At 63.0% G+C, this 20720-nt stretch carries 19 protein-coding genes; 12 read left to right on the forward strand and 7 right to left on the reverse strand.

The window, feature by feature from the left end; translation table 11 throughout:
- Positions 1–3 precede the first annotated feature (3 nt).
- The gene (locus O987_RS24695; RefSeq protein WP_029158364.1) at positions 4–465 is read right to left on the reverse strand and encodes a hypothetical protein; all 462 of its coding nucleotides are present in this window, start codon (positions 463–465) and stop codon (positions 4–6) included.
- Position 466: 1 nt separating this feature from the next.
- Positions 467–1174 carry a TetR/AcrR family transcriptional regulator gene (locus tag O987_RS24700; RefSeq protein ID WP_003050806.1) on the reverse strand — a complete coding sequence of 236 codons (708 nt, stop codon included), beginning with the start codon at positions 1172–1174 and terminating at the stop codon, positions 467–469.
- Between the two features lie 120 nt (positions 1175–1294).
- Between O987_RS24700 and O987_RS24705 the strand changes: the two genes are divergently transcribed.
- Positions 1295–2503, forward strand: a complete 1209-nt coding sequence (locus O987_RS24705; protein WP_080731605.1) for an MFS transporter — start codon at positions 1295–1297, stop codon at positions 2501–2503.
- A 6-nt stretch (positions 2504–2509) separates the two neighbouring features.
- On the opposite strand, the gene soxR is transcribed toward O987_RS24705, so the two are convergent.
- A complete protein-coding gene (soxR, locus tag O987_RS24710) occupies positions 2510–2977 on the reverse strand; it encodes a redox-sensitive transcriptional activator SoxR (protein WP_034399339.1) in 468 nt (155 codons plus the stop codon).
- 201 nt (positions 2978–3178) lie between these two features.
- Here soxR and O987_RS24715 point away from each other — a divergent pair, with 201 nt between their 5' ends.
- Both O987_RS24715 and O987_RS24720 read left to right on the forward strand, forming a co-directional pair.
- Complete coding sequence (locus tag O987_RS24715; RefSeq protein WP_043375391.1) at positions 3179–3673, forward strand: RidA family protein; 495 nt, start codon at positions 3179–3181, stop codon at positions 3671–3673.
- Positions 3674–3692: 19 nt separating this feature from the next.
- On the forward strand, positions 3693–4901 hold the full coding sequence (locus O987_RS24720) for an MFS transporter (RefSeq protein ID WP_051962256.1): 1209 nt from the start codon (positions 3693–3695) through the stop codon (positions 4899–4901).
- A gap of 114 nt (positions 4902–5015) precedes the next feature.
- On the opposite strand, the gene htpG is transcribed toward O987_RS24720, so the two are convergent.
- Positions 5016–6965, reverse strand: a complete 1950-nt coding sequence (gene htpG / locus O987_RS24725) for a molecular chaperone HtpG (protein WP_003050796.1) — start codon at positions 6963–6965, stop codon at positions 5016–5018.
- Positions 6966–6974: 9 nt separating this feature from the next.
- On the opposite strand from htpG, the gene O987_RS29725 reads away from it, so the two are divergent.
- Positions 6975–7106: a hypothetical protein gene (locus tag O987_RS29725; RefSeq protein WP_255265001.1), complete on the forward strand. Its 132-nt coding sequence runs from the start codon at positions 6975–6977 to the stop codon at positions 7104–7106.
- A gap of 145 nt (positions 7107–7251) precedes the next feature.
- Here the strand turns inward: O987_RS29725 and O987_RS29615 are convergent, their stop codons facing one another.
- Both O987_RS29615 and O987_RS24745 read right to left on the reverse strand, forming a co-directional pair.
- Entirely contained in the window at positions 7252–9354 is a 2103-nt protein-coding gene (locus O987_RS29615; protein WP_235214213.1) for a pseudouridine synthase, read from the reverse strand.
- Between the two features lie 84 nt (positions 9355–9438).
- A complete protein-coding gene (locus tag O987_RS24745; RefSeq protein ID WP_029158367.1) occupies positions 9439–10170 on the reverse strand; it encodes a Crp/Fnr family transcriptional regulator in 732 nt (243 codons plus the stop codon).
- A gap of 226 nt (positions 10171–10396) precedes the next feature.
- Between O987_RS24745 and O987_RS24750 the strand changes: the two genes are divergently transcribed.
- From O987_RS24750 to O987_RS24785, 8 genes are all read left to right on the forward strand, one after another.
- Entirely contained in the window at positions 10397–12334 is a 1938-nt protein-coding gene (locus O987_RS24750) for an AMP-dependent synthetase/ligase (RefSeq protein WP_043375396.1), read from the forward strand.
- Between the two features lie 11 nt (positions 12335–12345).
- Complete coding sequence (locus O987_RS24755; RefSeq protein ID WP_003050788.1) at positions 12346–13131, forward strand: ABC transporter ATP-binding protein; 786 nt, start codon at positions 12346–12348, stop codon at positions 13129–13131.
- Between the two features lie 10 nt (positions 13132–13141).
- Positions 13142–14071: a branched-chain amino acid ABC transporter permease gene (locus O987_RS24760; protein ID WP_003050785.1), complete on the forward strand. Its 930-nt coding sequence runs from the start codon at positions 13142–13144 to the stop codon at positions 14069–14071.
- 17 nt (positions 14072–14088) lie between these two features.
- Entirely contained in the window at positions 14089–15153 is a 1065-nt protein-coding gene (locus tag O987_RS24765; RefSeq protein ID WP_003050783.1) for a branched-chain amino acid ABC transporter permease, read from the forward strand.
- Positions 15154–15319: 166 nt separating this feature from the next.
- Positions 15320–16636 (forward strand): ABC transporter substrate-binding protein, encoded by a 1317-nt coding sequence (locus O987_RS24770; RefSeq protein WP_043375399.1) that lies wholly within the window; start codon positions 15320–15322, stop codon positions 16634–16636.
- Between the two features lie 200 nt (positions 16637–16836).
- Positions 16837–17676 (forward strand): ABC transporter ATP-binding protein, encoded by an 840-nt coding sequence (locus O987_RS24775; protein WP_003050780.1) that lies wholly within the window; start codon positions 16837–16839, stop codon positions 17674–17676.
- 139 nt (positions 17677–17815) lie between these two features.
- Positions 17816–19063 (forward strand): phenylacetate--CoA ligase family protein, encoded by a 1248-nt coding sequence (locus tag O987_RS24780; protein WP_043375401.1) that lies wholly within the window; start codon positions 17816–17818, stop codon positions 19061–19063.
- A 271-nt stretch (positions 19064–19334) separates the two neighbouring features.
- A complete protein-coding gene (locus O987_RS24785) occupies positions 19335–20324 on the forward strand; it encodes a tripartite tricarboxylate transporter substrate-binding protein (protein WP_003050777.1) in 990 nt (329 codons plus the stop codon).
- A 74-nt stretch (positions 20325–20398) separates the two neighbouring features.
- On the opposite strand, the gene O987_RS24790 is transcribed toward O987_RS24785, so the two are convergent.
- On the reverse strand, positions 20399–20719 hold the full coding sequence (locus O987_RS24790) for a DUF1840 domain-containing protein (protein ID WP_034373624.1): 321 nt from the start codon (positions 20717–20719) through the stop codon (positions 20399–20401).
- Position 20720 lies beyond the last annotated feature (1 nt).

Raw genomic sequence — 20720 nt, forward strand, 5'->3', positions numbered from 1 at the left:
GAGCTAGCAGCGCCCCTGCAAACGGCATTCCGGCACGAGCTGTCCGCGTGCATCGCGCCATTGCACGGCATCGCTGCTCTGCGCGGGGGCAGCGGGCGGCACGGGCTGCACCTCTGGCGCCTGCGGGCGATTGGGGTCATGCAGCACGGTGGAGGATCCCACCCCGACACCCACGCTGGCACCACCCACGCCGGTGGACGCGCCGACGCCAGCACTGCCCAGCACCTGCCCGCGCTGGTTGACGCCTACGCCCACACCGACAGGCCCGACACCCGTGCCGACGCCTGCGCTGAGACCGCCGCTGCCCAGACCCACGCCCACGGAAAACGGGCCCACCGGAATCCCGACGCCCACTCCGGCCCCGACGGATCCGCAGGCGGGCAAGGCCAGCACCAGAGCGGCGGCGCAGACCGTGCTCAGGATTCTGTGATGACCGGGCTTGATGGTGACTGGCATGGAATTCATCTCACTGACGTTGAACAGCCACATTGTCACCGGCCGTGCCCGCAAAAAGGTTATCAATCAGTAGCTCGACCAGCGGCTTGAGGGCCAGCTTCTGCGAGCCCTCAGAGGCCAGCAGGTTGTTGTGCACCAGCGCCATCCAGAACGGGCTGGCCAGCAACTGGGCACTGCGGCTGACCGAGCGGGTCCTGAGCTCCCCCTCTTTCACGGCCAGTGCCAGCAGATCCTGCACATAGTTCTGCCAGGCATCAAAAGCCAGCTCTTTGTACAGTCTGGCAAGCTCGGGCGCATGCCGTGCCTCGCTGAGAACCAGACGCGCCAGCATGCCGCGCTCGCTGCTGTCCACGGCCTCCAGCGTCGGCAGCAGACTGCGGCGCAGAAAGGCGCGCACCGTTTCGCCCTTGCGGCGCCGGAGCGGCTGATAGACGGCCGAATGCCGCAGCGCGTGCTCCACCACGCCTCGCAGCAGCTCGTCCTTGGACGGGTAGTAGAGATACAGCGTGCCCTTGGCCACCTGCGCGCGACAGGCAATGCGCTCCATGGTGCTGCGGGCCACGCCGCACTCCACGAACTCGGCCAGTGCGGCCTCGGCAATCTGCTGACGCGTCTGCGCCGTCTTGTCCAGACTCGGGCCGCGCGTGCGCCGCTGACGCTTTGCCTGCGGGCCGATATCCGGGTCTGCGCAAGGGGCAGCCGCTGCGCCATCCGCCATGCGCTGAAATCCTTTTCTAGAATTCATAAAATTGACCAATTAGTCATTTTTAATAATTCTAGGTCAAGCCGACTTGCCCACACCGGACATGCGGATGACTGCTCCACCCATGCTTTCCCAATGCAATCCCGTCTGAGTCCCTATGCCTGGGTGTGCTTTTCCATGTGCGTCGGCGTCATGGGAACAGCGCTTGCCAGCCCGCTCTACCCGCTCTACCAGCAGGCCTGGGATCTGCAGCCCAGCCATATCACGCAGATTTTCGTGACCTATATGCTGGGCGCCTTGATCAGCCTGCTGTTTCTGGGCCGTCTGACCAACCTCTTCGGTTTTCTCAAAGTGCTGCGCCTGGGACTGATGGTGATGACCGTGGGCGTCATCGGCTCTGCCCTGTCCTGGAATACCTGGAGCCTGGGTGCCTCCCGCTTCATCATCGGCCTGGCCTCGGGGTTGATCACCACCTCGGCCTCCATAGGCATGACACAGCTCAATAACAAGGGGGACCTGCAGCGTGCGGCTGCAACCACCAGCCTGACGATTGCCTTCGGCTTCGGCCTGGGGCCCGTGGTGGGCGGCCTGATGGCGCAATGGGTGCCATTCCCCCTGGTCAGCAGCTATCTGCCGCCCATCGCACTGAGCTTTCTGGGCATCCATGCGCTGTTCAGGATCCAGCTACCGGCGACCACTGCGCCCGTCCACAGCGCGCCCGGCCTGACGCTGAAAGATGTTCTTCCCAGCATCTCCCAGCCGCGCAAGCCCTTTATCTACCACTATGCGCTGGGCTGCATGGCGGCGTTTTCCGCCTTCGGCATGTTCAGCCTGTTTGCCGCCATGGCCCCCAGCTTCATGGCCCAGATGCTGCCCTGGCATGGACCTGCGGTCTCGGGCCTGTCCATCGGCGTCATCCTGTTTCTGTCGGCCGGCATCCAGCTCATCGCCCGGCCCTACCCCACCAAGCGGCTGATCATCATCGGCTTCTTCGCCCTGGCGGCGACCAATGCCCTGCTGGTTCTCAATCTGTTTGCCGGCTCGCCATGGCTGTTCGCACTGAGTGTGCTGAGCATGTCCTGCGGTCATGCACTGTGCAATCTGTCGGGCATGGCCGTGGTCAACAAGGTCTCCAAGCCCGTCAACCGCACGGGCCTGCTGTCCACCTATCTGGTCGTGGGCTATGTAGGCACCATCGTCCCCATCCTGGGCATGGGCTGGCTGTCCGACCATATCGGTCTGACGGGCGCACTGATAGCCTTTTGTGCCTGCCTGGGCCTGCTGTCGGCACTGCTGGGCGTCATCAGCGCACGGGCACGCGTGCTGCCCGTTCCGCGCCAGTGAACGCGGCTATCTAAAATGCGGGCCGGCCCCTTGCGCCGCCAGACAATCATGGTCGTTGCGCAGCGGGCAGGCCTGCAGAGACAGGCAGCCGCAGCCTATGCAGGAGTCGAGCTGATCCCTGAGCAGGGTCAGCATGGCAATGCGTGCATCGAGCTGTGCCTGCCAGTGCAAGGACAGGCGACTCCAGTCGGCCTTGCCGGGTACGCGGTTGGCCGGCAGATGGGCCAGTGCCTGCGCGATCTCGGCCAGGGGCACGCCCATGCGCTGAGCCACCTTGATCACGGCCACCCGTCTCAGCACCGCTCGCGCATAGCGGCGCTGGTTGCCCGCAGTGCGCGCACTCTCGATCAAGCCCTGCTTCTCATAGAAATGCAGGGCCGATACCGCCACCCCGCTGCGGCTGGCGACCTCTCCCACACTGAGATCCGGCATTCCCTCAACCTCGGCCACCAGGCCGTTTCCGCATCCATTCATATCGCCGGTCTCTTCACACTTCACCGTCATCTCCCGCTGCTTTCCCGTTGTCCCTGTCTGGCCGCCATGACCGCAATCCTGTGTGGTCATACAAACCTCTTGACCTCAAGCTTAGTTGAGGTTGAACAATTCCAGCGGCTTCCGGAACAAAGGCCTGCTGCTGGCGGGCCCTGCCGGACAAGCCTTGCCTGAAAGACTTTCATGGACGCCAAGCCCAGTTTCATTGCCCAAGCCCCTTCACCGCAACCGCGCTATCTGCAGCCCGCCGGTCTCTACGACAGCCTGCCCAATGGCTACACCCATGTGGTCTCCGTTCAGGAGCCGCTGCGCTGGCTCTTCGTCTCGGGCCAGGGCGGAGAAAACGCCCTGGCCGAGCTGCCAGACAGCTTTGCCCTGCAGGCTGCGCAGGCTCTTGCCAACATCAGGACCGCCCTGGCCGCCGGTGGCGCGGACATGGGCCATGTGCTCAAGCTCACCGTGCTTATCGTCGATCATTCGCTGGAGCGCTTCGAGCACTGGCAAAGCGCCGTGAGAGAGCATTGGGGCAGCGGCGAGCCCGGCGACAGGCGGCCGCGCTTTCCGGCCTGCACGCTGATTCCCGTGCCCAAGCTGGCCCTGCCCGGCATGCTGATCGAGGTGGAGGCCACGGCGGCCCTGTCCATGGCGATGGACGCCCAAGCCGCCATTGCCGCCTGACCCTGCACCTGAGCGCCTCATGAAAACCACAACACCAGCGGCCACCCCAGTCCTCTCCAGAACCACCCTGCTGCTCATGGCTACGGCCTGCGGCCTGTGCGCCGGAGCCAATTATTTCAATCAGCCCTTGCTCAACTCCATGGTCCAGCATCTGCAAATCAGCGATGCCCAGGCCTCCAGCACCGTGACCATGGCCCAGGTCTCCTATGGCCTGGGACTGCTGTTTCTGGTGCCGCTGGGCGATATGCTGGAGCGCCGCCGCCTGGTTCTGATCCTGATGCTGCTGGCCGCCTGCGGCATGCTGCTGTCGGGCATCAGCGGTCTGGCGGGCAGCTTCGCGCTGCTCGCCGCCGGCACCCTGATGGCCGGCGTGTTCTCGGTGGCTGCCCAGGTGCTGGTGCCCATGGCCGCCACCTTTGCCGCCCCTGGCGCCAGCGGGCGTGCCGTCGGCCTGGTCATGAGCGGCCTGCTGATCGGCATTCTGGCCTCGCGCAGCGTGGCGGGGATTCTGTCCGATCCGGGCGGCTGGAGCACCGTCTACTGGGTGGGGGCCAGCAGCACCGCCTTCATGGCCGTGCTGCTGGCACGGGCCCTGCCCAAGGCGGCTCCCGCCGCTCCCGTCAGCTATGGCGAAGTCATGAAGTCTCTGGGAGACTTGCTGCGCCGGCATCCGCGCCTGCGCAGCCGTGCGCTGATTGGCGGCACCGGCTTTGCCACCGTGAGCGTGCTGTTCTCCACCATGGCGCTGCTGCTGGCCGGGCCGGGCTTTGAACTATCGGACCTGATGATCGGCCTGATCGGCATCGTGGGCATTGCCGGCGCACTGATGGCCAATGTGGCCGGACGCATGGCCGACAAGGGACTGGAGCAGTCCGCCACACTGGCCGGCGCCATTCTGATGCTGCTGGGCTGGCTGTGCCTGTGGCTGGGCGGCAGCAGCATCTGGTGGTTTCTGCTCGGTCTGCTGGTGGTCGACGGCGCCCTGCAGGCCCTGCACATCAGCAACCAGAACGTGGTCTATGCATTGGCGCCCGAGGCCAGATCGCGCATCAATGCCGTCTATATGACCACGTACTTTCTCGGAGCCTCCCTCGGCTCGGCACTGGGCTCGTGGGCCTGGCTGGCACATGGCTGGACCGGCACCAGTCTCATGGGCGGCCTGCTGGGCCTGCTCACCCTGGCTATGGTGCTCTGGGATCGCAGCCTGCTGGCACGTTCACGCAACTAATCAATTTTTATAGCTGGTAGCGACCTACCCATAAGCGATACAGCGAGGAATCATAAAAAAAATCCCCGCAGGGCCACCACTCTGCGGGGATTTTTATCGGGGAGAACGAACCGCTCAGGCCAGCAGCGCGTTCACACGCTTGACGTAAGCAGCCGGATCCTCGGGCATCCCGCCTTCAGCCAGCACGGCCTGGTCGAACAAAATCTGGGCCAGATCGTTGAAGTGGACGGAGCCGTCCAGCTTCTTGACCAGGGCGTGATCGGGGTTCACTTCCAGCACCGGCTTGGACTCGGGCGCGGCCTGGCCGGCCTGCTTGAGCAGGCGGGCCAGTTGCAGGCTCATGCCGCCGTCGCTGACCACCAGACAGGCGGGCGAGTCGACTAGGCGGCTGGTGGCGCGCACGTCTTCAGCACGGTCCTTGAGTGCTTCCTTGAGCTTGGCCAGCACGGGCTTGAAGGCTTCGGCGGCTTCCTCGGCGGCCTTCTTCTCTTCCTCGTTCTGCAGCTTGCCCAGATCCACGGCACCCTTGGCCACGGACTGCAGCGGCGTGCCGTCAAAGTCGTGCAGATAGTTGAGCGCCCACTCATCCACGCGATCGGTCATCAGCAGGACTTCGATGCCCTTCTTCTTGAACACTTCGAGCTGCGGGCTGTTCTTGGCCGCAGCCAGGGTGTCGGCCGTGATGTAGTAGATCGCGTCCTGACCCTCCTTCATGCGAGCCTTGTAGTCGGCAAACGAGGTGTTCAGACCTTCATGCGTGGTGGTGGCGAAACGCAGCAGCTTGGCAATGCGCTCCTTGTTGCCGAAGTCCTCGCCCAGGCCTTCCTTGAGCACGGCGCCGAACTCGTTGTAGAACTGCGTGAACTTGCCTTCCTTGGCCTTGTCCTCTTCGCTGACGACATCCTGCACGCCATCGGCAGCCTCAGCTGCGGCTTCATGCCTGTCATGCCGTGCCAGGTCTTCCAGCATCGAAAGCACGCGCTTGGCCGAGCCGTCGCGGATCAGGCGCACATCGCGGCTTTCCTGCAGCAGCTCGCGGCTCACGTTCAGCGGCAGATCGGCGGAGTCGATCACGCCCTTCACAAAGCGCAAGTACTGGGGCATCAGCGCCTCGGCATCGTCCATGATGAAGACGCGCTTCACATAGAGCTTGATGCCGGCGTGCTTGTCACGCTGGTACAGGTCGAACGGGGCCTTGGCGGGGATATAGAGCAGCTGCGTGTACTCGGTATTGCCTTCGACGCGGTTGTGGCTCCAGGTCAGCGGGTCCTCGAAGTCATGGCTGATGGCCTTGTAGAACTCCTTGTACTGCTCTTCCGTGATGTCCTTCTTGGCGCGGGTCCACAGGGCGCTGGCCTTGTTCACGGTTTCCCATTCGCCGGTCTTGACCATCTCGCCGGGCTGATCGTTCTCGCCTTCCTTCCATTCTTCCTTTTCCATCAGGATGGGCAGGCTGATGTGGTCGGAGTATTTGGAGATGACCTGCTTGAGCTTGTAACCGTTGAGAAACTCCTCGGCGTCGTCACGCAGGTGCAGGATGATGCTGGTGCCGCGCTGGGCGCGTTCGATCTGCTCGATCTCGAAGTCGCCGGTGCCGCCGCTGATCCAGCGCACGCCGGCCGATGCCGGCGCACCGGCACGGCGGGTTTCCACGGTGATCTTGTCGGCCACGATGAAGCCCGAGTAGAAGCCCACGCCGAACTGGCCGATCAGCTGCGAGTCGGCCTTCTGGTCGCCGCTGAGCTTTTCCATGAAAGCCTTGGTACCGCTCTTGGCAATCGTGCCCAGATTGTCAATGGCTTCCTGCTCGCTCATGCCGATGCCGGTATCGGTGATGGTCAGCGTGCGAGCAGCCTTGTCAAAGGAAACGCGCACTTCCAGCTCGGGCTGATCGCCGTAGAGGCTGGCGTCGCCCAGCGCTTCAAAGCGCAGCTTGTCGCAAGCATCCGAAGCATTGGAGATCAGCTCGCGCAGGAAGATTTCCTGGTTGGAATACAGCGAATGCGTAACCAGGTGCAGCAGTTGGGCCACTTCGGCCTGGAAGGAATGGGTTTGCTTTGTCATGAGCGTTCTATGAGTTTCTGGAAAACCGCAAAAATTTATCGCCAGAAGCGATGCGCTTTGTTAATTTGGGACAGCCCTGCCGATTTCAAGGGCTTTGGCCTGCACATGAAAAAAGCGCAAGCACTGATTCAAAAAGAATAGCTACTTGCGCTTATCAGCAAAGGGATAGATGCCATTTCCACTGAAAAATGGCGTCACCCTTGCCTGAGGGGCAGCGAGCAAAAGCCGCCTTGCGGCGAAGCTGCCCGTCCCCCTTGGGGGAAGCGGCGGAGCCGCTCAGGGGGTATCAAAAGCTTTCATGTGCAGCCAGATAGCGCCATTGACCGGTGGGCAGATTGCCCAGGGTCACGCCGCCGATGCGGATGCGCTTCAGGCCCACGACCTTGAGGCCGACCTGCTCGCACATACGGCGAATCTGGCGCTTCTTGCCTTCGGTCAGCACAAAGCGCAGTTGCTCGGGGTTCTGCCAGTCCACCTGGGCCGGCTTGAGCGGCTGCTCGTCCAGCGACAGGCCGTGGCGCAGCAGAGCCAGTTTCTCTTCGGGGAAGACGGACTGCACATCCACGTCGCGGTCGCCAAAGGTCACGCGCACCAGATATTCCTTGTCGACTTCCGAGTCTTCGCCAATGATCTGGCGTGCCACGCGGCCGTCCTGCGTCAGCACCAGCAGCCCCACCGAATCGATGTCCAGACGGCCGCAGGGAGCCAGGCCCTTGAGCTGGCTGAAGTTGAAGCGCGTCTTGCTACGGTCTTCGTTCCAGCGGTTCTCGTTGGTGATCAGCACCACGGCGGGCTCATGGCCGTCCTCGGCCTGGCCGCTGACATAGCCCATGGGTTTGTTCAGCAAGATAGTGACCTGCTGGTCCTGGCGGTCCTGAGCCTTCTGGTCGATCTCGATCCTGTCGCCGGGCACCACGTTCTGGCCCATGGTTGCGACTTCGCCGTTGACCGTGACCCAGCCGTTCTCCACCCACTCATCGGCTTCGCGACGCGAGCACAGGCCCATATCGGCAATGCGCTTGTTGATGCGCACAGCTCCGGGACGGTCGTCCTGGCGCGCTTCGGCTTCGGGAGCCCGCTTGACGGGAATTGCTCGGTCCGAGCCATCGGCAGCGGGACGGTAGGTGCGGATACCGGTCGTGGGACGGCGTGTCGCCTCCGACACAAACGAGCCGGGGATATGACGCTTTTCAGGCTCGCCACCACGCTCGTCGCGGCGTTCGCCACGGCGCTCGTCGTTGCGGCGGTCATCACCGCGACGGTCACCACGATCAAAGGAGCGGCCTTCGGGACGGTCACCATAGCCACGGTTCTGCGGACGATCACCAAAGTCGCGGCCTTGCGGGCGATCGCCACCACGGCGCTCGCCATCACGGGGCTGGTATTCGCGGCGTTCGCCACCTTCGGCGCGATCTGGGCGACCGGAACCACGGTTTTGCGGACGGTCACCAAAGTCACGGCCTTGAGGACGTTCATCACGGCGGCCTTCAAAGCGATCACCGCCACGACGGTCGCCGTCACGAGGACGGAATTCACGGCGCTCGCCACCTTCGGAGCGCTCAAAACGGCCCTGGTCAGGACGGCCAAAACCGGTCGAACGTGGACGATCACCAAAGTCACGGCCGCCTTGCGGACGGTCATCACGGCGGTCGTCACGCGGACGGAATTCGCGTCGCTCTGCGCCTTCGGAGCGCTCAAAGCGGCCCTGGTCGGAGCGACCAAAACCGGACGAACGTGGGCGATCACCAAAGTCACGGCCGCCTTGCGGACGGTCATCACGGCGGTCGTCACGCGGACGGAATTCGCGTCGCTCGGCGCCTTCGGAGCGCTCGAAGCGGCCCTGGTCGGAGCGGCCAAAACCGGACGAACGTGGACGGTCACCAAAGTCACGGCCGTCTTGCGGACGGTCATCACGGCGGTCGTCACGGGGACGGAACTCACGGCGCTCGTCACCGCGATCACCATCACGCGACTCGCCGTAGGGCCTGAAGCCACGATCACCGCCGCCAAAGCGACGCTCGCCGCCTTCGGCAAAGCGGTCATCTCGATCAGCGCGGGGACGCCGCTCGTCACGCTGCGAGAAACCGCCACGGCGTTCGCCGTCGTCACGAGCAGGACGGCCGCCATCGGGGCGCCCAAAACCGGAAGCGCGGGGGCGCTCGTCGCGCTCACGCTGAGGGCGTGCGCCACGCTCACCGCGAGCGCCTTCGCCGCGCGGGCCGCGATCGGAGCCGCCTGCGGGCCGGGGGCCACGGGCTGCCGCCGGCTTTTCCGCCTTGGCAGGCTTGGCCGGTGCACGCAAAACAGGGCGCGCCGACGATGCATCGGAGGGCGCGGAGGAATTGCCGGAACCTGGGGCGCCGGACTCTTTAGGAGGTTTGACTGACATTTGGGCGTAATTGTCTCGCGACGCGCGGGCGCGAGGCGAGAGTTATCCACAATTCCAGCGCGGGGCTAGGTTATAGGACGGGCCTCAGGCAAGCGCCTTGCGCGACGCGCAGAACTCGCCATGACGTAGCGCCTCCAGGTCCAGCACGCGCAGGCCGCCATATTCGATCTGGATCACGCGCTCGCGCTGCAGCACGGACAAGGCCTCGTTCACACGCTGGCGCGACAGGCCAACCAGATTGGCCAGCTCCTGCTGGGTGATGCGCAGAATCTGCCCCACACCGGGGTAGAGCAAGGGGTTGAACAAGGCGGCCAGGGTGCGCGCCACGCGCAGATCGGGATTGCTCATGCGGTCGATCTCGCGCGCCGCGATGAACTGCCCCAGTCGCTCGTTGAGCTGATTCATCACAAACCGGTTAAAGCCTATGGAGTGGTCGAGCAGCCAGTGGAACATGTCTATGGGCAGACCGCCCACCACGCTCCTGCGGATGGCCTGAACGTTGTAGCGATAGGGCTCGCGCTTGATGACCGTGCCTTCGCCGAACCAGCCACCGGGCGGCAGACCGGCAAGCGTCATGCTGACGCCGTCGGCGCTTTCGGTGTTCATCTTGAGCAGGCCGTCGACCACCCCAAACCAGTAGGTGGGCGGGCGACCGGTGCGGCAGACATAGTCACCGGGCTCGGCATCGCCGACAAGCAGCACGCGCGCCACATTTTCACGCTCCAGCGGTAGCAGGACAGGCCACCAGGGAATGCCATCGAGTTCTGAGCTCAAAGGCTTGCGCCGCCTTTGGTGCAGGGACAGTTCTTGACTCATGCCCAGCAGCATTGCCAAAGCCGCGCTGGCGCAACAGCGGGATTTCCACGAGGCAGCAAATGCGCCATTTTCAGCAGCATTTGTTACAGCGGATTTCCACTATGCAGACTTTCCCTCAAATTGTCGTCAAACAGACATCCTGACGTCAAAGTCACCCATAGCATGCCTGCAAGACTTTCGTGAAGGGTAGCCGCTGCGGCTCCGCCCCCAACCAAGAGGATCAGGCATGACAACCACGTTCCCGCAACTGCTGCTCAAGCACGCGACAGAACGCCCCGATGCGCCCGCCCTGCGCGAGAAGGAATACGGCATCTGGCAGAGCTGGAGCTGGCGTGAAGCCGCGCTGACCGTGCGCCACATGGCCTGCGGCCTGCGCGCGCTGGGGCTTGAACGCGGCCAGAACCTGGCCTTCATCAGCGACAACCGGCCCCATGTCTACATGGGCTTTCTGGCCGTGCAGGCTTGCGGCGCCGTGCCCATTCCGCTGTACCAGGATGCCGTGGCCGCCGAGATGCGCTTTGTGATGGAAGACGCGGAGATTGCGTTTGCCTTCGCCGAGAACCAGGAGCAGGTGGACAAGCTGCTGGAAGTGCGCGAGAGCGTGCCAGGCATTCGCCACATCATCTATGACGACCCGCGCGGCCTGCGCAAGTACGAGCAGCCAGGGCTTATCAGCACCGAGGAGCTGCTGGCCAAGGGCAAGGAGTGGGATGCACAGCACGCGGGAGCCTATGAGGCCATGGTCCAGGCCGTCTCGCCGGACGACGTCTCGGTCATCCTCTACACCTCGGGCACCACGGGCAAGCCCAAGGGGGTGTGCCAGACCCATGCCAGCTTTGGCGAATCCGCCCGTGGCGGCGTGCAGACCGATGGCCTGAATGCTTCGGACAATGTGATCTGCTATCTGCCGCCGGCCTGGGTGGGAGACCATCTGTTCTCGTTTGCGCAATGGCTGGTGGCGGGCTTCACCATCAACTGCCCCGAATCCGCCTCGACCATCGCCATCGATCTGCGCGAAATCGGACCCAGCTACTACTTTGCGCCGCCACGCATTTTCGAAGGCATGCTGACCTCGGTCTCCATCCGCATGGAGGATGCGTCGCCGCTCAAGCAGTGGATGTATGCCAAGGCCATGGAAGTAGCGCGCCGCGTAGGCTCGGACATTCTGGACGGCAAGAACGTCGCAGCCCTGGATCGCCTCAAATACCAGCTGGGCAGCCTGTTCATCTATGGACCCCTGCGCAACGCCATGGGTCTGTCGCGCATCCGCGTGGCCTATACGGCAGGTGCCGCTATCGGACCGGAGCTGTTCCGCTTCTTTCGCTCCATCGGCATCAACCTCAAGCAGCTCTATGGGCAAACCGAGACCTGCGCCTATGTCTGCCTGCAGCGCGACCGTCAGGTGGAACTCTCCAGCGTGGGCCAGGCGGCGCCGGGCATCGAGCTCAAGATTGCCGACAACGGCGAGGTGCTGGTCAAGGGCGTGTCCGTGCTCAAGGAATACTACAAACGCCCCGATGCCACGGCCGAGGTGATCGACGCCGGCGGCTACTTCCATACCGGCGATGCCGGAGTGATCGACGCCAACGGCCAGCTGCGCATCATCGACCGGGCCAAGGACGTGGGCAAGACCAGCCGCGGCGCCATGTTTGCGCCCAACTACATAGAAAACAAGCTCAAGTTCTTCCCGCATATCAAGGAGGCCGTGTGCTTCGGTCATGGCAAGGACGAGGTCTGCGCCTTCATCAACATCGACTACGAAGCCGTGGGCAACTGGGCCGAGCGTCAGGGCCTGCCCTATGGCGGCTATGTGGACCTGGCCAGCAAGGCCAAGGTGCTGGAGCTGGTGGCCGAATGCATCGACAAGGTCAACGCCGATCTGGCCAGCGAACCCGGCATGGCCGACACCCAGGTGGCGCGCTTTCTGGTGCTGCACAAGGAGCTGGACCCCGATGATGACGAGCTGACCCGCACCCGCAAGGTGCGCCGCAACTTCATTGCCGACAAGTACGGCGTGCTGGTGGAGGCGCTCTACACCGGCAAGCAGCAGCAGTTCATCGAAACCCTGGTGAAGTTCGAGGACGGTCGCACCGGCAGCGTCAGCGCCACGCTGACCATCGTCGACGCCAAGCGCCACCCGGCTTCGGCCAAGGCTGCCGCCTGAGAGGAATTTTCATGACTACAAGAACCAGCGGCGACGTGATTCTGGATATCAAGAACATCAGCCTGCGCTTCGGCGGCGTCAAGGCATTGACCGACATCTCGTTCAATGTCAAAGAGCACGAGATACGCTCCATCATCGGCCCCAACGGCGCCGGCAAGAGCTCCATGCTCAACTGCATCAACGGCGTCTACACGCCGTCCGAGGGCTCCATCACCTTTCGCGGCCAGACCTTCAGCCACATGAACAGCCGCCAGGTAGCCGAGATGGGTGTCGCACGCACCTTCCAGAACCTGGCGCTGTTCAAGGGCATGAGCGTGATCGACAACATCATGACCGGCCGCAACCTCAAAATCAGGAGCAACATCCTCATGCAGGCCCTGCGCATCGGCCCTGCACAACGCGAGGAAATGCAGCACCGCGAGTTCGTCGAACACATCATCGACTTCCTCGAAATCCAGGCCTATCGCAAGACTCCCGTGGGGCAGCTGCCCTACGGCCTGCAAAAGCGCGTGGACCTGGGGCGGGCCCTGGCCATGGAGCCACAGGTGCTGCTGCTGGACGAACCCATGGCCGGCATGAACGTGGAAGAGAAGCAGGACATGTGCCGCTTCATCCTCGATGTGAACGAAGAGTTCGGCACCACCATCGTGCTCATCGAACACGACATGGGCGTGGTCATGGACATCTCAGACCGTGTCGTGGTGCTGGACTACGGCAAGAAGATCGGCGACGGCGCTCCCGATGAAGTACGCAACAACGAAGACGTGATCCGCGCCTACCTGGGCGCGGGCCACTGAAGGAGCAGTCATGGGATTTTTCTTAGAGACATTGTTCGGTGGCCTCATGGTGGGCACGCTGTACGCACTGATCGCCATCGGCTTCGTGCTGATCTTCAAGGCCTCGGGCGTCTTCAACTTTGCGCAAGGAGCCATGGTGCTGTTTTCGGCCCTGGCCATGGCGCGCTTTTCGCAGTGGATTCCCGGCTGGCTGGGCATGGAGCCCGGCGTCGTTGGCAACCTGCTGGCCATCGTCGTCACTCTGACGCTGATGGTGGGCGTGGCCTGGGTGATCGAGCGGCTGGCCCTGCGCCATCTGGTCAATCAGGAGCCCATCACCTTGCTGATGGCCACGCTGGGCATTGCCTATCTGCTCGACGGCCTGGGCCCCATGGTCTTTGGCAGCGAGGTCTACAAGATTGACGTCGGCATGCCCAAGGACCCCGTCTTCATCATGGACAGCCTGTTTCAGGGCGGTGTGATGATCAGCCTGGAAGACCTGTATGCGGCCTGCATCGCCGCCATCCTGGTGATCTGCCTGAGCATCTTCTTTCAGAAAACCAAGACCGGGCGCGCCCTGCGTGCCGTGGCCGACGATCACCAGGCCGCGCAGTCCATCGGCATTCCGCTGTCGCGCATCTGGGTCATCGTCTGGTCGGTGGCCGGCGGCGTGGCTCTGGTCGTCGGCATCATCTGGGGCAGCAAGCTGGGCGTTCAGTATTCGCTGTCACTGGTGGCCCTGAAGGCTTTGCCCGTGGTGATTCTGGGCGGCCTGACCTCGCTGCCCGGCGCCATCATCGGCGGCCTGATCATTGGTGTGGGCGAGAAGCTCTCCGAGGTCTATATCGGCCCCATGGTGGGCGGCGGCATCGAGACCTGGTTTGCCTATGGTCTGGCCCTTTGCTTCCTGCTGGTACGGCCCCAGGGTCTGTTCGGCGACAAAATCATTGACCGCGTTTAAGGCCGGAGGACTGACAGATGTTTTATCGTGAAAACGGCCAGTTCAAGACCAGCTATGCGGCAGACCAGCAGATCTTCGGCGTCGCCCAGGACCGCTGGGTCATCTTGCTGATCCTGGCCTTTGCCTTCCTGGCCATCCCCTTCATTGCGAGCGACTACACCTTCCAGGCGATTCTGATTCCCTTTGTCATCATGTCGCTGGCGGCGCTGGGTCTCAACATCCTCGTCGGCTACTGCGGCCAGATTTCACTGGGCACGGCCGCCTTCATGGCAGTGGGAGCCTATGCGGCCTACAACCTCCAGGCCCGCATCGAAGGCATGCCCTTGCTAGTGGCGCTGATAGGCGGCGGCCTGGTGGCCATGGTGTTCGGCGTGGTGTTCGGCCTGCCCAGCCTGCGCATTCGCGGCCTGTATCTGGCCGTGGCCACGCTGGCCGCCCAGTTCTTTGTGGACTGGCTGGCGACCCGTGCGGCCTGGGTGACGAACAACTCCTCGTCCGGCTCCGTCAGCGCCAAGCCGCTGGCCATTCTGGGCTGGGCCATCGACACGCCCATGGAGAAGTACCTGCTCTGCCTGGCAATCCTGTGCCTGCTCGGCCTGGCCGCCAAGAATCTGGTGCGCAGCTCGGTAGGGCGTGAATGGATGGCCATGCGCGACATGGATGTGGCGGCTGCCGTGATCGGCATCCGCCCCACCTACGCCAAGCTCTCGGCCTTTGCTGTGAGCAGCTTCATCGTCGGTGTGGCCGGTGCGCTCTGGGGCTTTGTCCACCTAGGTGCCTGGGAACCCGCAGCCTTCAGCCTGGATCGTTCGCTGCAGCTGCTGTTCATGATCATCATCGGTGGCCTGGGCTCTGTGGTGGGCAGCATCTTCGGCGCCGCCTTCTTCGTGCTGCTGCCCCTGCTGCTCAACCAGGTGCCCCACTGGCTGGGTCTGCCGCTGTCCACGGCCACGGCAACCTATCTCGAGCACATGATTTTTGGTGCGCTCATCGTGTTCTTCCTGATTGTGGAACCCCACGGATTGGCCAAGCTCTGGGCCACGGCCCGTCAGAAGCTGCGTGTCTGGCCGTTCCCGCATTGAGCATGAAACATCTGCTGAAACGCTGCGAGCCGGCACCCTTGTTCGATGCCGCGCAGCGAGTCATGCAGGTTCATGGACCGTTGAGCTACCTCAGTATTCTTTTCTTCAAGACACCGCAGAGTGCCTGCAACCGGGACAGCGTCCCATAAACCCAAGGAGACAGTCGATGATGTTCAAGAAAGTTGCGATTGCTGCCGCTGCTGTTGCTGCAGGCATGGGAGCCTTGATGGCTTCGCCGGCCGTTCAGGCTCAGGAGCAGTTTGTGCCCCTGCTGGTGTATCGCACAGGGCAGTTCGCGCCCCTGGGCATTCCATGGGCGGACGGCAAGCAGGATTACCTCAAGCTGGTCAACGCCAAGGGCGGCATCAATGGCGTGAAGATCAAGTTCGAGGAATGCGAAACCGCCTACGACACGGCCAAGGGCGTGGAATGCTACGAGCGCCTGAAGAACAAGGACGGCGGTGCCTCCGGCTTTGACACCCAGTCCACCGGCATCACCTTTGCCGTGACCGACAAGGCCCCTGGGGACAAGGTGCCGGTGGTCACTCCGGGCTATGGCCTGTCCCAGTCCGTGGACGGCAAGGTCTTCGAGTGGAACTTCCCGCTGCTGGGCAACTACTGGACCGCCGCCGACTCCATCGTGCAGGACATCCTGAAGAAGGAAAAAGGCAGCCTCAAGGGCAAGAAGATTGCCCTCGTCTATCACGACTCGCCTTACGGCAAGGAACCCATTCCGCTGCTGGAAAAGCGCGCTGCCAAGGACGGCTTTGAGCTGATCAAGCTGCCCGTGACCGCGCCCGGTGTGGAGCAGAAATCCACCTGGCTGCAGATTCGCCAGAACCGTCCCGACTATGTGCTGCTATGGTCGGCTGGCGTAATGACGCCCACAGCCGTGCGTGAGGCACAGGCCACGGGCTACCCGCGCGAGAAGATGTATGCCGTGTGGTGGGGTGGCTCCGACCATGACGTCAAGGACATCGGTGCCGGCGCCAAGGGCTACAACACGGTGACCATCCACAACACGGCCGAAAGCGACAAGGTGCATGGCGACATCAAGTCCATGCTCTACGACAAGGGCCAGGGCACTGCCAAGGACGCCAAGGAGCTGGGTCAGCTGGCACATACCCGCGGCATGGTGATCTCCATGCTGCAGGTCGAAGCCATCCGCACCGCACAGGAGAAGTTCGGCAAGGGCAAGGTCATGACACCCGAGCAGGTGCGCTGGGGCCTGGAGAACCTGAACATGACGCAGGAGCGCCTGAACGAGCTGGGCTTCGGCAAGATCATCCGCCCCTTCAAGACCAGCTGCGAAAACCACCTGGGCGCCGACTGGGCGCGTATTGCCACCTGGGACGGCGCCAAGTTCAAGGTGACTTCCGACTGGTACCAGGCCGACAAGTCCATGGTCGATCCGCTCTACAAGGAATTCGCGGACAAGTACGCCAAGGAAAAGAACGTCAAGGTAAGGACCTGCACTCCCTGAGGTGCTTCGCGCCCCCCCCCACTGGCGCCTAGCGCCTGAGGGGGAGACATCCCCGCTGCGAGGCAAGCGGCCGGCATCGGCCCCTGCTTGATGTCTCTGACCAAGGCTCGTCTCGCCGCAACCGGATTGACAAAAATCAGCCTCAATCGCTTACCTAAAAAGCGTTTACAGCTATCTATTTTGAGTTACCAGGTGACCGCATGACCGACAACGCGCACACAGTTTCCACTTCCCCTCAGGCCACGCCCCTGGTGGAAGTCAATGGCATCGAGGTCATCTACAACCATGTGATCCTGGTGCTCAAGGGCGTCTCTCTGCAAGTGCCGCACCAGAGCATCGTGGCCCTGCTGGGCGGCAATGGCGCGGGCAAGACCACCACGCTGCGTGCCATCTCCAATCTGCTCAAGGGTGAACGCGGTGAAGTCACCAAGGGCGGCATCACACTGGAGGGCGAGCAGATCGCCAACCTCTCGCCGGCCGAACTCGTCAAGCGTGGCGTGGTACAGGTCATGGAAGGGCGCCACTGCTTTGCCCACCTGACGATCGAGGAGAACCTGCTCACGGGCAGCTACACGCGCACCGACAAGGGCGAGATTGCCGCCAATCTGGAGAAGGTCTACAACTACTTCCCGCGCCTCAAGACCCGGCGCACAAGCCAGGCGGCCTACACCTCGGGCGGCGAGCAGCAGATGTGCGCCATCGGCCGCGCGCTGATGAGCAACCCGCGCATGGTGCTGCTCGACGAGCCCTCCATGGGCCTGGCTCCGCAGATCGTGGATGAGGTGTTCCACATCGTCAAAGACCTCAACAGCAAGGAAAAAGTCACCTTCCTGCTGGCCGAACAGAACACCAACATGGCGCTCAAGTACGCCGACTACGGCTACATCATGGAGAGCGGACGCATCGTCATGGACGGCTCCGCCAAGGATCTCGCCAGCAACGAGGACGTCAAGGAGTTCTACCTGGGTGTGGGCGGCGGTGAGCGCAAGAGCTTCAAGGACGTGAAAAGCTACAAGCGCCGCAAGCGCTGGCTGGCCTGAAAAACCCCGCCCGAGGGGACGGCAAGCTCGCTGCAAGGCGACAGGGCCGCCCAGGCTCTTGCTCCTTGCCTCTTCCATGGATTTCGCCAGTTTCAAAGGCTACACCCCTACCGCTTGAATTTTCCCTACAGGATTTGCCATGAGTGACTTCTACGACTCCCTGGAAATTCGCAGCCCTGATGAGCGCGAAGCGACATTGATGGCTGCATTGCCCGCGCAGATTGCCCATGCCCAGCAGCGCTCGGCTGCGTTTGCCGAGATCCTCAAGGGCGTGGATGCGACAAGCATCACCAACCGCAGCACACTGGCCCAGCTGCCCGTCACCCGCAAGGGCGAACTGCTGGAACGCCAGGCTGCACTGCGCCCGCGCCAGATCTTCGGAGGCTTCAATGCCATTGGCCTGGGCCACGACATGCCCAGACTGTTTGCCAGCCCCGGCCCCATCTACGAACCCGAAAGCCGTCGCGCCGATTACTGGCGCATGGCCCGTTCCATGTACGCTGCAGGCTTTCGATCGGGCGAGCTGGTGCACAACTGCTTCAGCTATCACTTTGTGCCCGCAGGCTCGATGATGGAAACCGGAGCCCAAGCCCTGGGCTGCACGGTGTTTGCGGGCGGCACGGGCCAGACCGAGCAGCAGGTCCAGGCCATGGCCGATCTGCGACCAGCCGCCTATGTCGGCACGCCCAGCTTTCTGAAAATCATTGTGGAAAAAGCCCAGGAGATGGGCGTGGCGCTGCCCAGCCTGACCAAGGCCATGGTCAGCGGCGAAGCCTTCCCGCCCTCGCTCAGCCAATGGATGCGCGAACATGGCATCGATGCCTACCAGAGCTATGGCACGGCCGATCTGGGCCTGATTGCCTATGAAACCAGCGCCCGCGAAGGCCTGGTGCTGGACGAAGGCGTGATCGTGGAGATCGTGCGTCCAGGCACCGGCGACCCCGTGGCCGAAGGCGAGGTGGGGGAGCTGGTCATCACCACGCTCAACCCCGACTACCCGCTGATCCGCTTCGGCACGGGCGACCTCTCGGCCTATCTGCCGGGAACCTGCCCTACGGGCCGCACCAATGCCCGCATCAGGGGCTGGATGGGCCGCGCCGATCAGACCACCAAGGTACGTGGCATGTTCGTGCATGCCAAGCAGGTGGCCGAGGTCGTCAAGCGCTTCCCGCAGATCGCCAGGGCCAGACTGGTGGTGACGGGCGAGATGGCCAACGACCAGATGCAGCTGCTCGTGGAAACCACGGAGACCTCGCCGGGTTTTGCCTTGCAAGTGATCGATGCCTTGCGCGAGGTCACCAAGCTGCGCGGCGAGGTACAGATGGTGGCCCCCGGCAGCCTGCCCAACGACGGCAAGGTGATCGAGGACGCGCGCTCCTATCAATGAAGCTCCGCAGGCTGCTGACAGCCGGCTCTGCGGCCGTCAGGCTTTGGTGCGACGGCTACGGCTTGATGCAAACTCCGCCGCAGCTGTCGCCAATTCGCGACACCTCACCGGCTTGCTTTAGCGCAAATGCAATGTGATCCCCGGCCCCATCAAGGGATAACACTTAGAAAATAACAAAAACCCCACAGATTAGCGCTCCCTAGAATCCGGCTTTACGTCACGACAAGCCAACCGTCCTGGTCTGCTTGCACATTATTTTTAGGGAGACACTGTGAAAACTATTTTCAAGATCGCCACCATCGCTCTGGCCGCCACCGCCGCCATCAGCAGCCATGCCGACAGCTACCCAGCAGCTGGCAAGACGATCACGATCATCGTGCCTTTCACGGCAGGCGGCCCCACCGACAAGGTGGCACGCGACCTCGCTGAATCCATGCGCAAACAGCTGAACAACGCCACCATCGTCATCGACAACGCCGACGGTGCCGGCAGCACGATTGGCACGGCCAAGGCCGCACGGGCACGCAACGACGGCTACACGCTGCTGCTGACGCATATCGGCATGTCCACCATCCCGACGCTGTACCGCAAGCTGTCCTTCAACGTGCTCAACGACTTCGAGTACGCCGGCATCATCAACGATGTGCCCATGACACTGATCGGCCGCCCCACCCTGCCTGCCAAGAACTTCGCCGAAGTCAAGGACTGGGTCAGCAAGAACCAGGGCAAGGTGAATCTGGCCAACGCCGGCGTGGGCTCCGCCTCGCACCTGTGCGGCCTGATGTTCCAGGCCTCGCTGCAGCAGGATATGACGCCTGTGCCCTACAAGGGTGCGGCTCCTGCGATTGCCGACCTGATGGGCAACCAGGTGGACCTGCTGTGCGACCAGACCACCAACACCACTTCGCAGATTGCCGCCAAGAAGGTTCAGGCCTATGCCGTGACCACGGCCAAGCCGCTGACCACGCCTGCACTCAAGGACCTGCCTACACTGCAGTCCCTGGGCCTGAAGGACTTCAACGTGACCATCTGGCACGGTCTGTACGCTCCCAAAGGCACGCCTGCCGATGTGGTGCAGAAGATCAACGAAGCCATGAAGGCTTCGCTCAAGGACCCCGAGTTCATCAAGCGCCAGGAAGCCCTGGGTGCCGTGATTGCCACGGATGACCGCACCAGCCCTGCCGGCCACAAGAAGTTTGTGGAATCCGAAATCGCCAAGTGGGGCAAGGTCATCAAGGCCGCCGGCATCTACGCCGACTGATAGGGCGCAAGCTCGTCAAAAAAAGCCTGCATCTGCAGGCTTTTTTTGTTGGGGTGGCCAGAAGGTGGCGGGACTTACCAGGTCACTTCCTTGCCATCGGCCGCGCTGCGCCTGAGCATGTCGACGAAAGGCACGATGCGCTGGCCCAGGGCCACGCTGTCCTGGCTCGCAGGCGCCGCATCCTCGTCCTGCGCGTCGTCTTCCGGCTGCTTGCGCCTGGCGGCCTCTTCGGCGGCAGCAGCCTCCAGCGCGGCAATGGCGGCCGGAATCTGCTCCACGGTGATGATGCCGTGCACCTCGTCGGGCGACTTGCCGATGATTTCCAGCAGCTTGCGGCCGTTGGCGTCCAGCATGATGAGGTCTGCCGTGGCACGCGATTTGAATTTGTAGGGCATG

It is taken from the genome of Comamonas testosteroni TK102 (assembly GCF_000739375.1).
GTDB lineage: Bacteria > Pseudomonadota > Gammaproteobacteria > Burkholderiales > Burkholderiaceae_C > Comamonas > Comamonas brasiliensis.

Coding starts and splice junctions, on each gene's coding strand:
- O987_RS24695 (WP_029158364.1), bottom strand. CDS start 465: ATGAATTCCATGCCAGTCACCATCAAGCCCGGTCATCACAGAATCCTG.
- O987_RS24700 (WP_003050806.1), bottom strand. CDS start 1,174: ATGGCGGATGGCGCAGCGGCTGCCCCTTGCGCAGACCCGGATATCGGC.
- O987_RS24705 (WP_080731605.1), top strand. CDS start 1,295: ATGCAATCCCGTCTGAGTCCCTATGCCTGGGTGTGCTTTTCCATGTGC.
- soxR (WP_034399339.1), bottom strand. CDS start 2,977: ATGAATGGATGCGGAAACGGCCTGGTGGCCGAGGTTGAGGGAATGCCG.
- O987_RS24715 (WP_043375391.1), top strand. CDS start 3,179: ATGGACGCCAAGCCCAGTTTCATTGCCCAAGCCCCTTCACCGCAACCG.
- O987_RS24720 (WP_051962256.1), top strand. CDS start 3,693: ATGAAAACCACAACACCAGCGGCCACCCCAGTCCTCTCCAGAACCACC.
- htpG (WP_003050796.1), bottom strand. CDS start 6,965: ATGACAAAGCAAACCCATTCCTTCCAGGCCGAAGTGGCCCAACTGCTG.
- O987_RS29725 (WP_255265001.1), top strand. CDS start 6,975: ATGAGTTTCTGGAAAACCGCAAAAATTTATCGCCAGAAGCGATGCGCT.
- O987_RS29615 (WP_235214213.1), bottom strand. CDS start 9,354: ATGTCAGTCAAACCTCCTAAAGAGTCCGGCGCCCCAGGTTCCGGCAAT.
- O987_RS24745 (WP_029158367.1), bottom strand. CDS start 10,170: ATGAGTCAAGAACTGTCCCTGCACCAAAGGCGGCGCAAGCCTTTGAGC.
- O987_RS24750 (WP_043375396.1), top strand. CDS start 10,397: ATGACAACCACGTTCCCGCAACTGCTGCTCAAGCACGCGACAGAACGC.
- O987_RS24755 (WP_003050788.1), top strand. CDS start 12,346: ATGACTACAAGAACCAGCGGCGACGTGATTCTGGATATCAAGAACATC.
- O987_RS24760 (WP_003050785.1), top strand. CDS start 13,142: ATGGGATTTTTCTTAGAGACATTGTTCGGTGGCCTCATGGTGGGCACG.
- O987_RS24765 (WP_003050783.1), top strand. CDS start 14,089: ATGTTTTATCGTGAAAACGGCCAGTTCAAGACCAGCTATGCGGCAGAC.
- O987_RS24770 (WP_043375399.1), top strand. CDS start 15,320: ATGATGTTCAAGAAAGTTGCGATTGCTGCCGCTGCTGTTGCTGCAGGC.
- O987_RS24775 (WP_003050780.1), top strand. CDS start 16,837: ATGACCGACAACGCGCACACAGTTTCCACTTCCCCTCAGGCCACGCCC.
- O987_RS24780 (WP_043375401.1), top strand. CDS start 17,816: ATGAGTGACTTCTACGACTCCCTGGAAATTCGCAGCCCTGATGAGCGC.
- O987_RS24790 (WP_034373624.1), bottom strand. CDS start 20,719: ATGCCCTACAAATTCAAATCGCGTGCCACGGCAGACCTCATCATGCTG.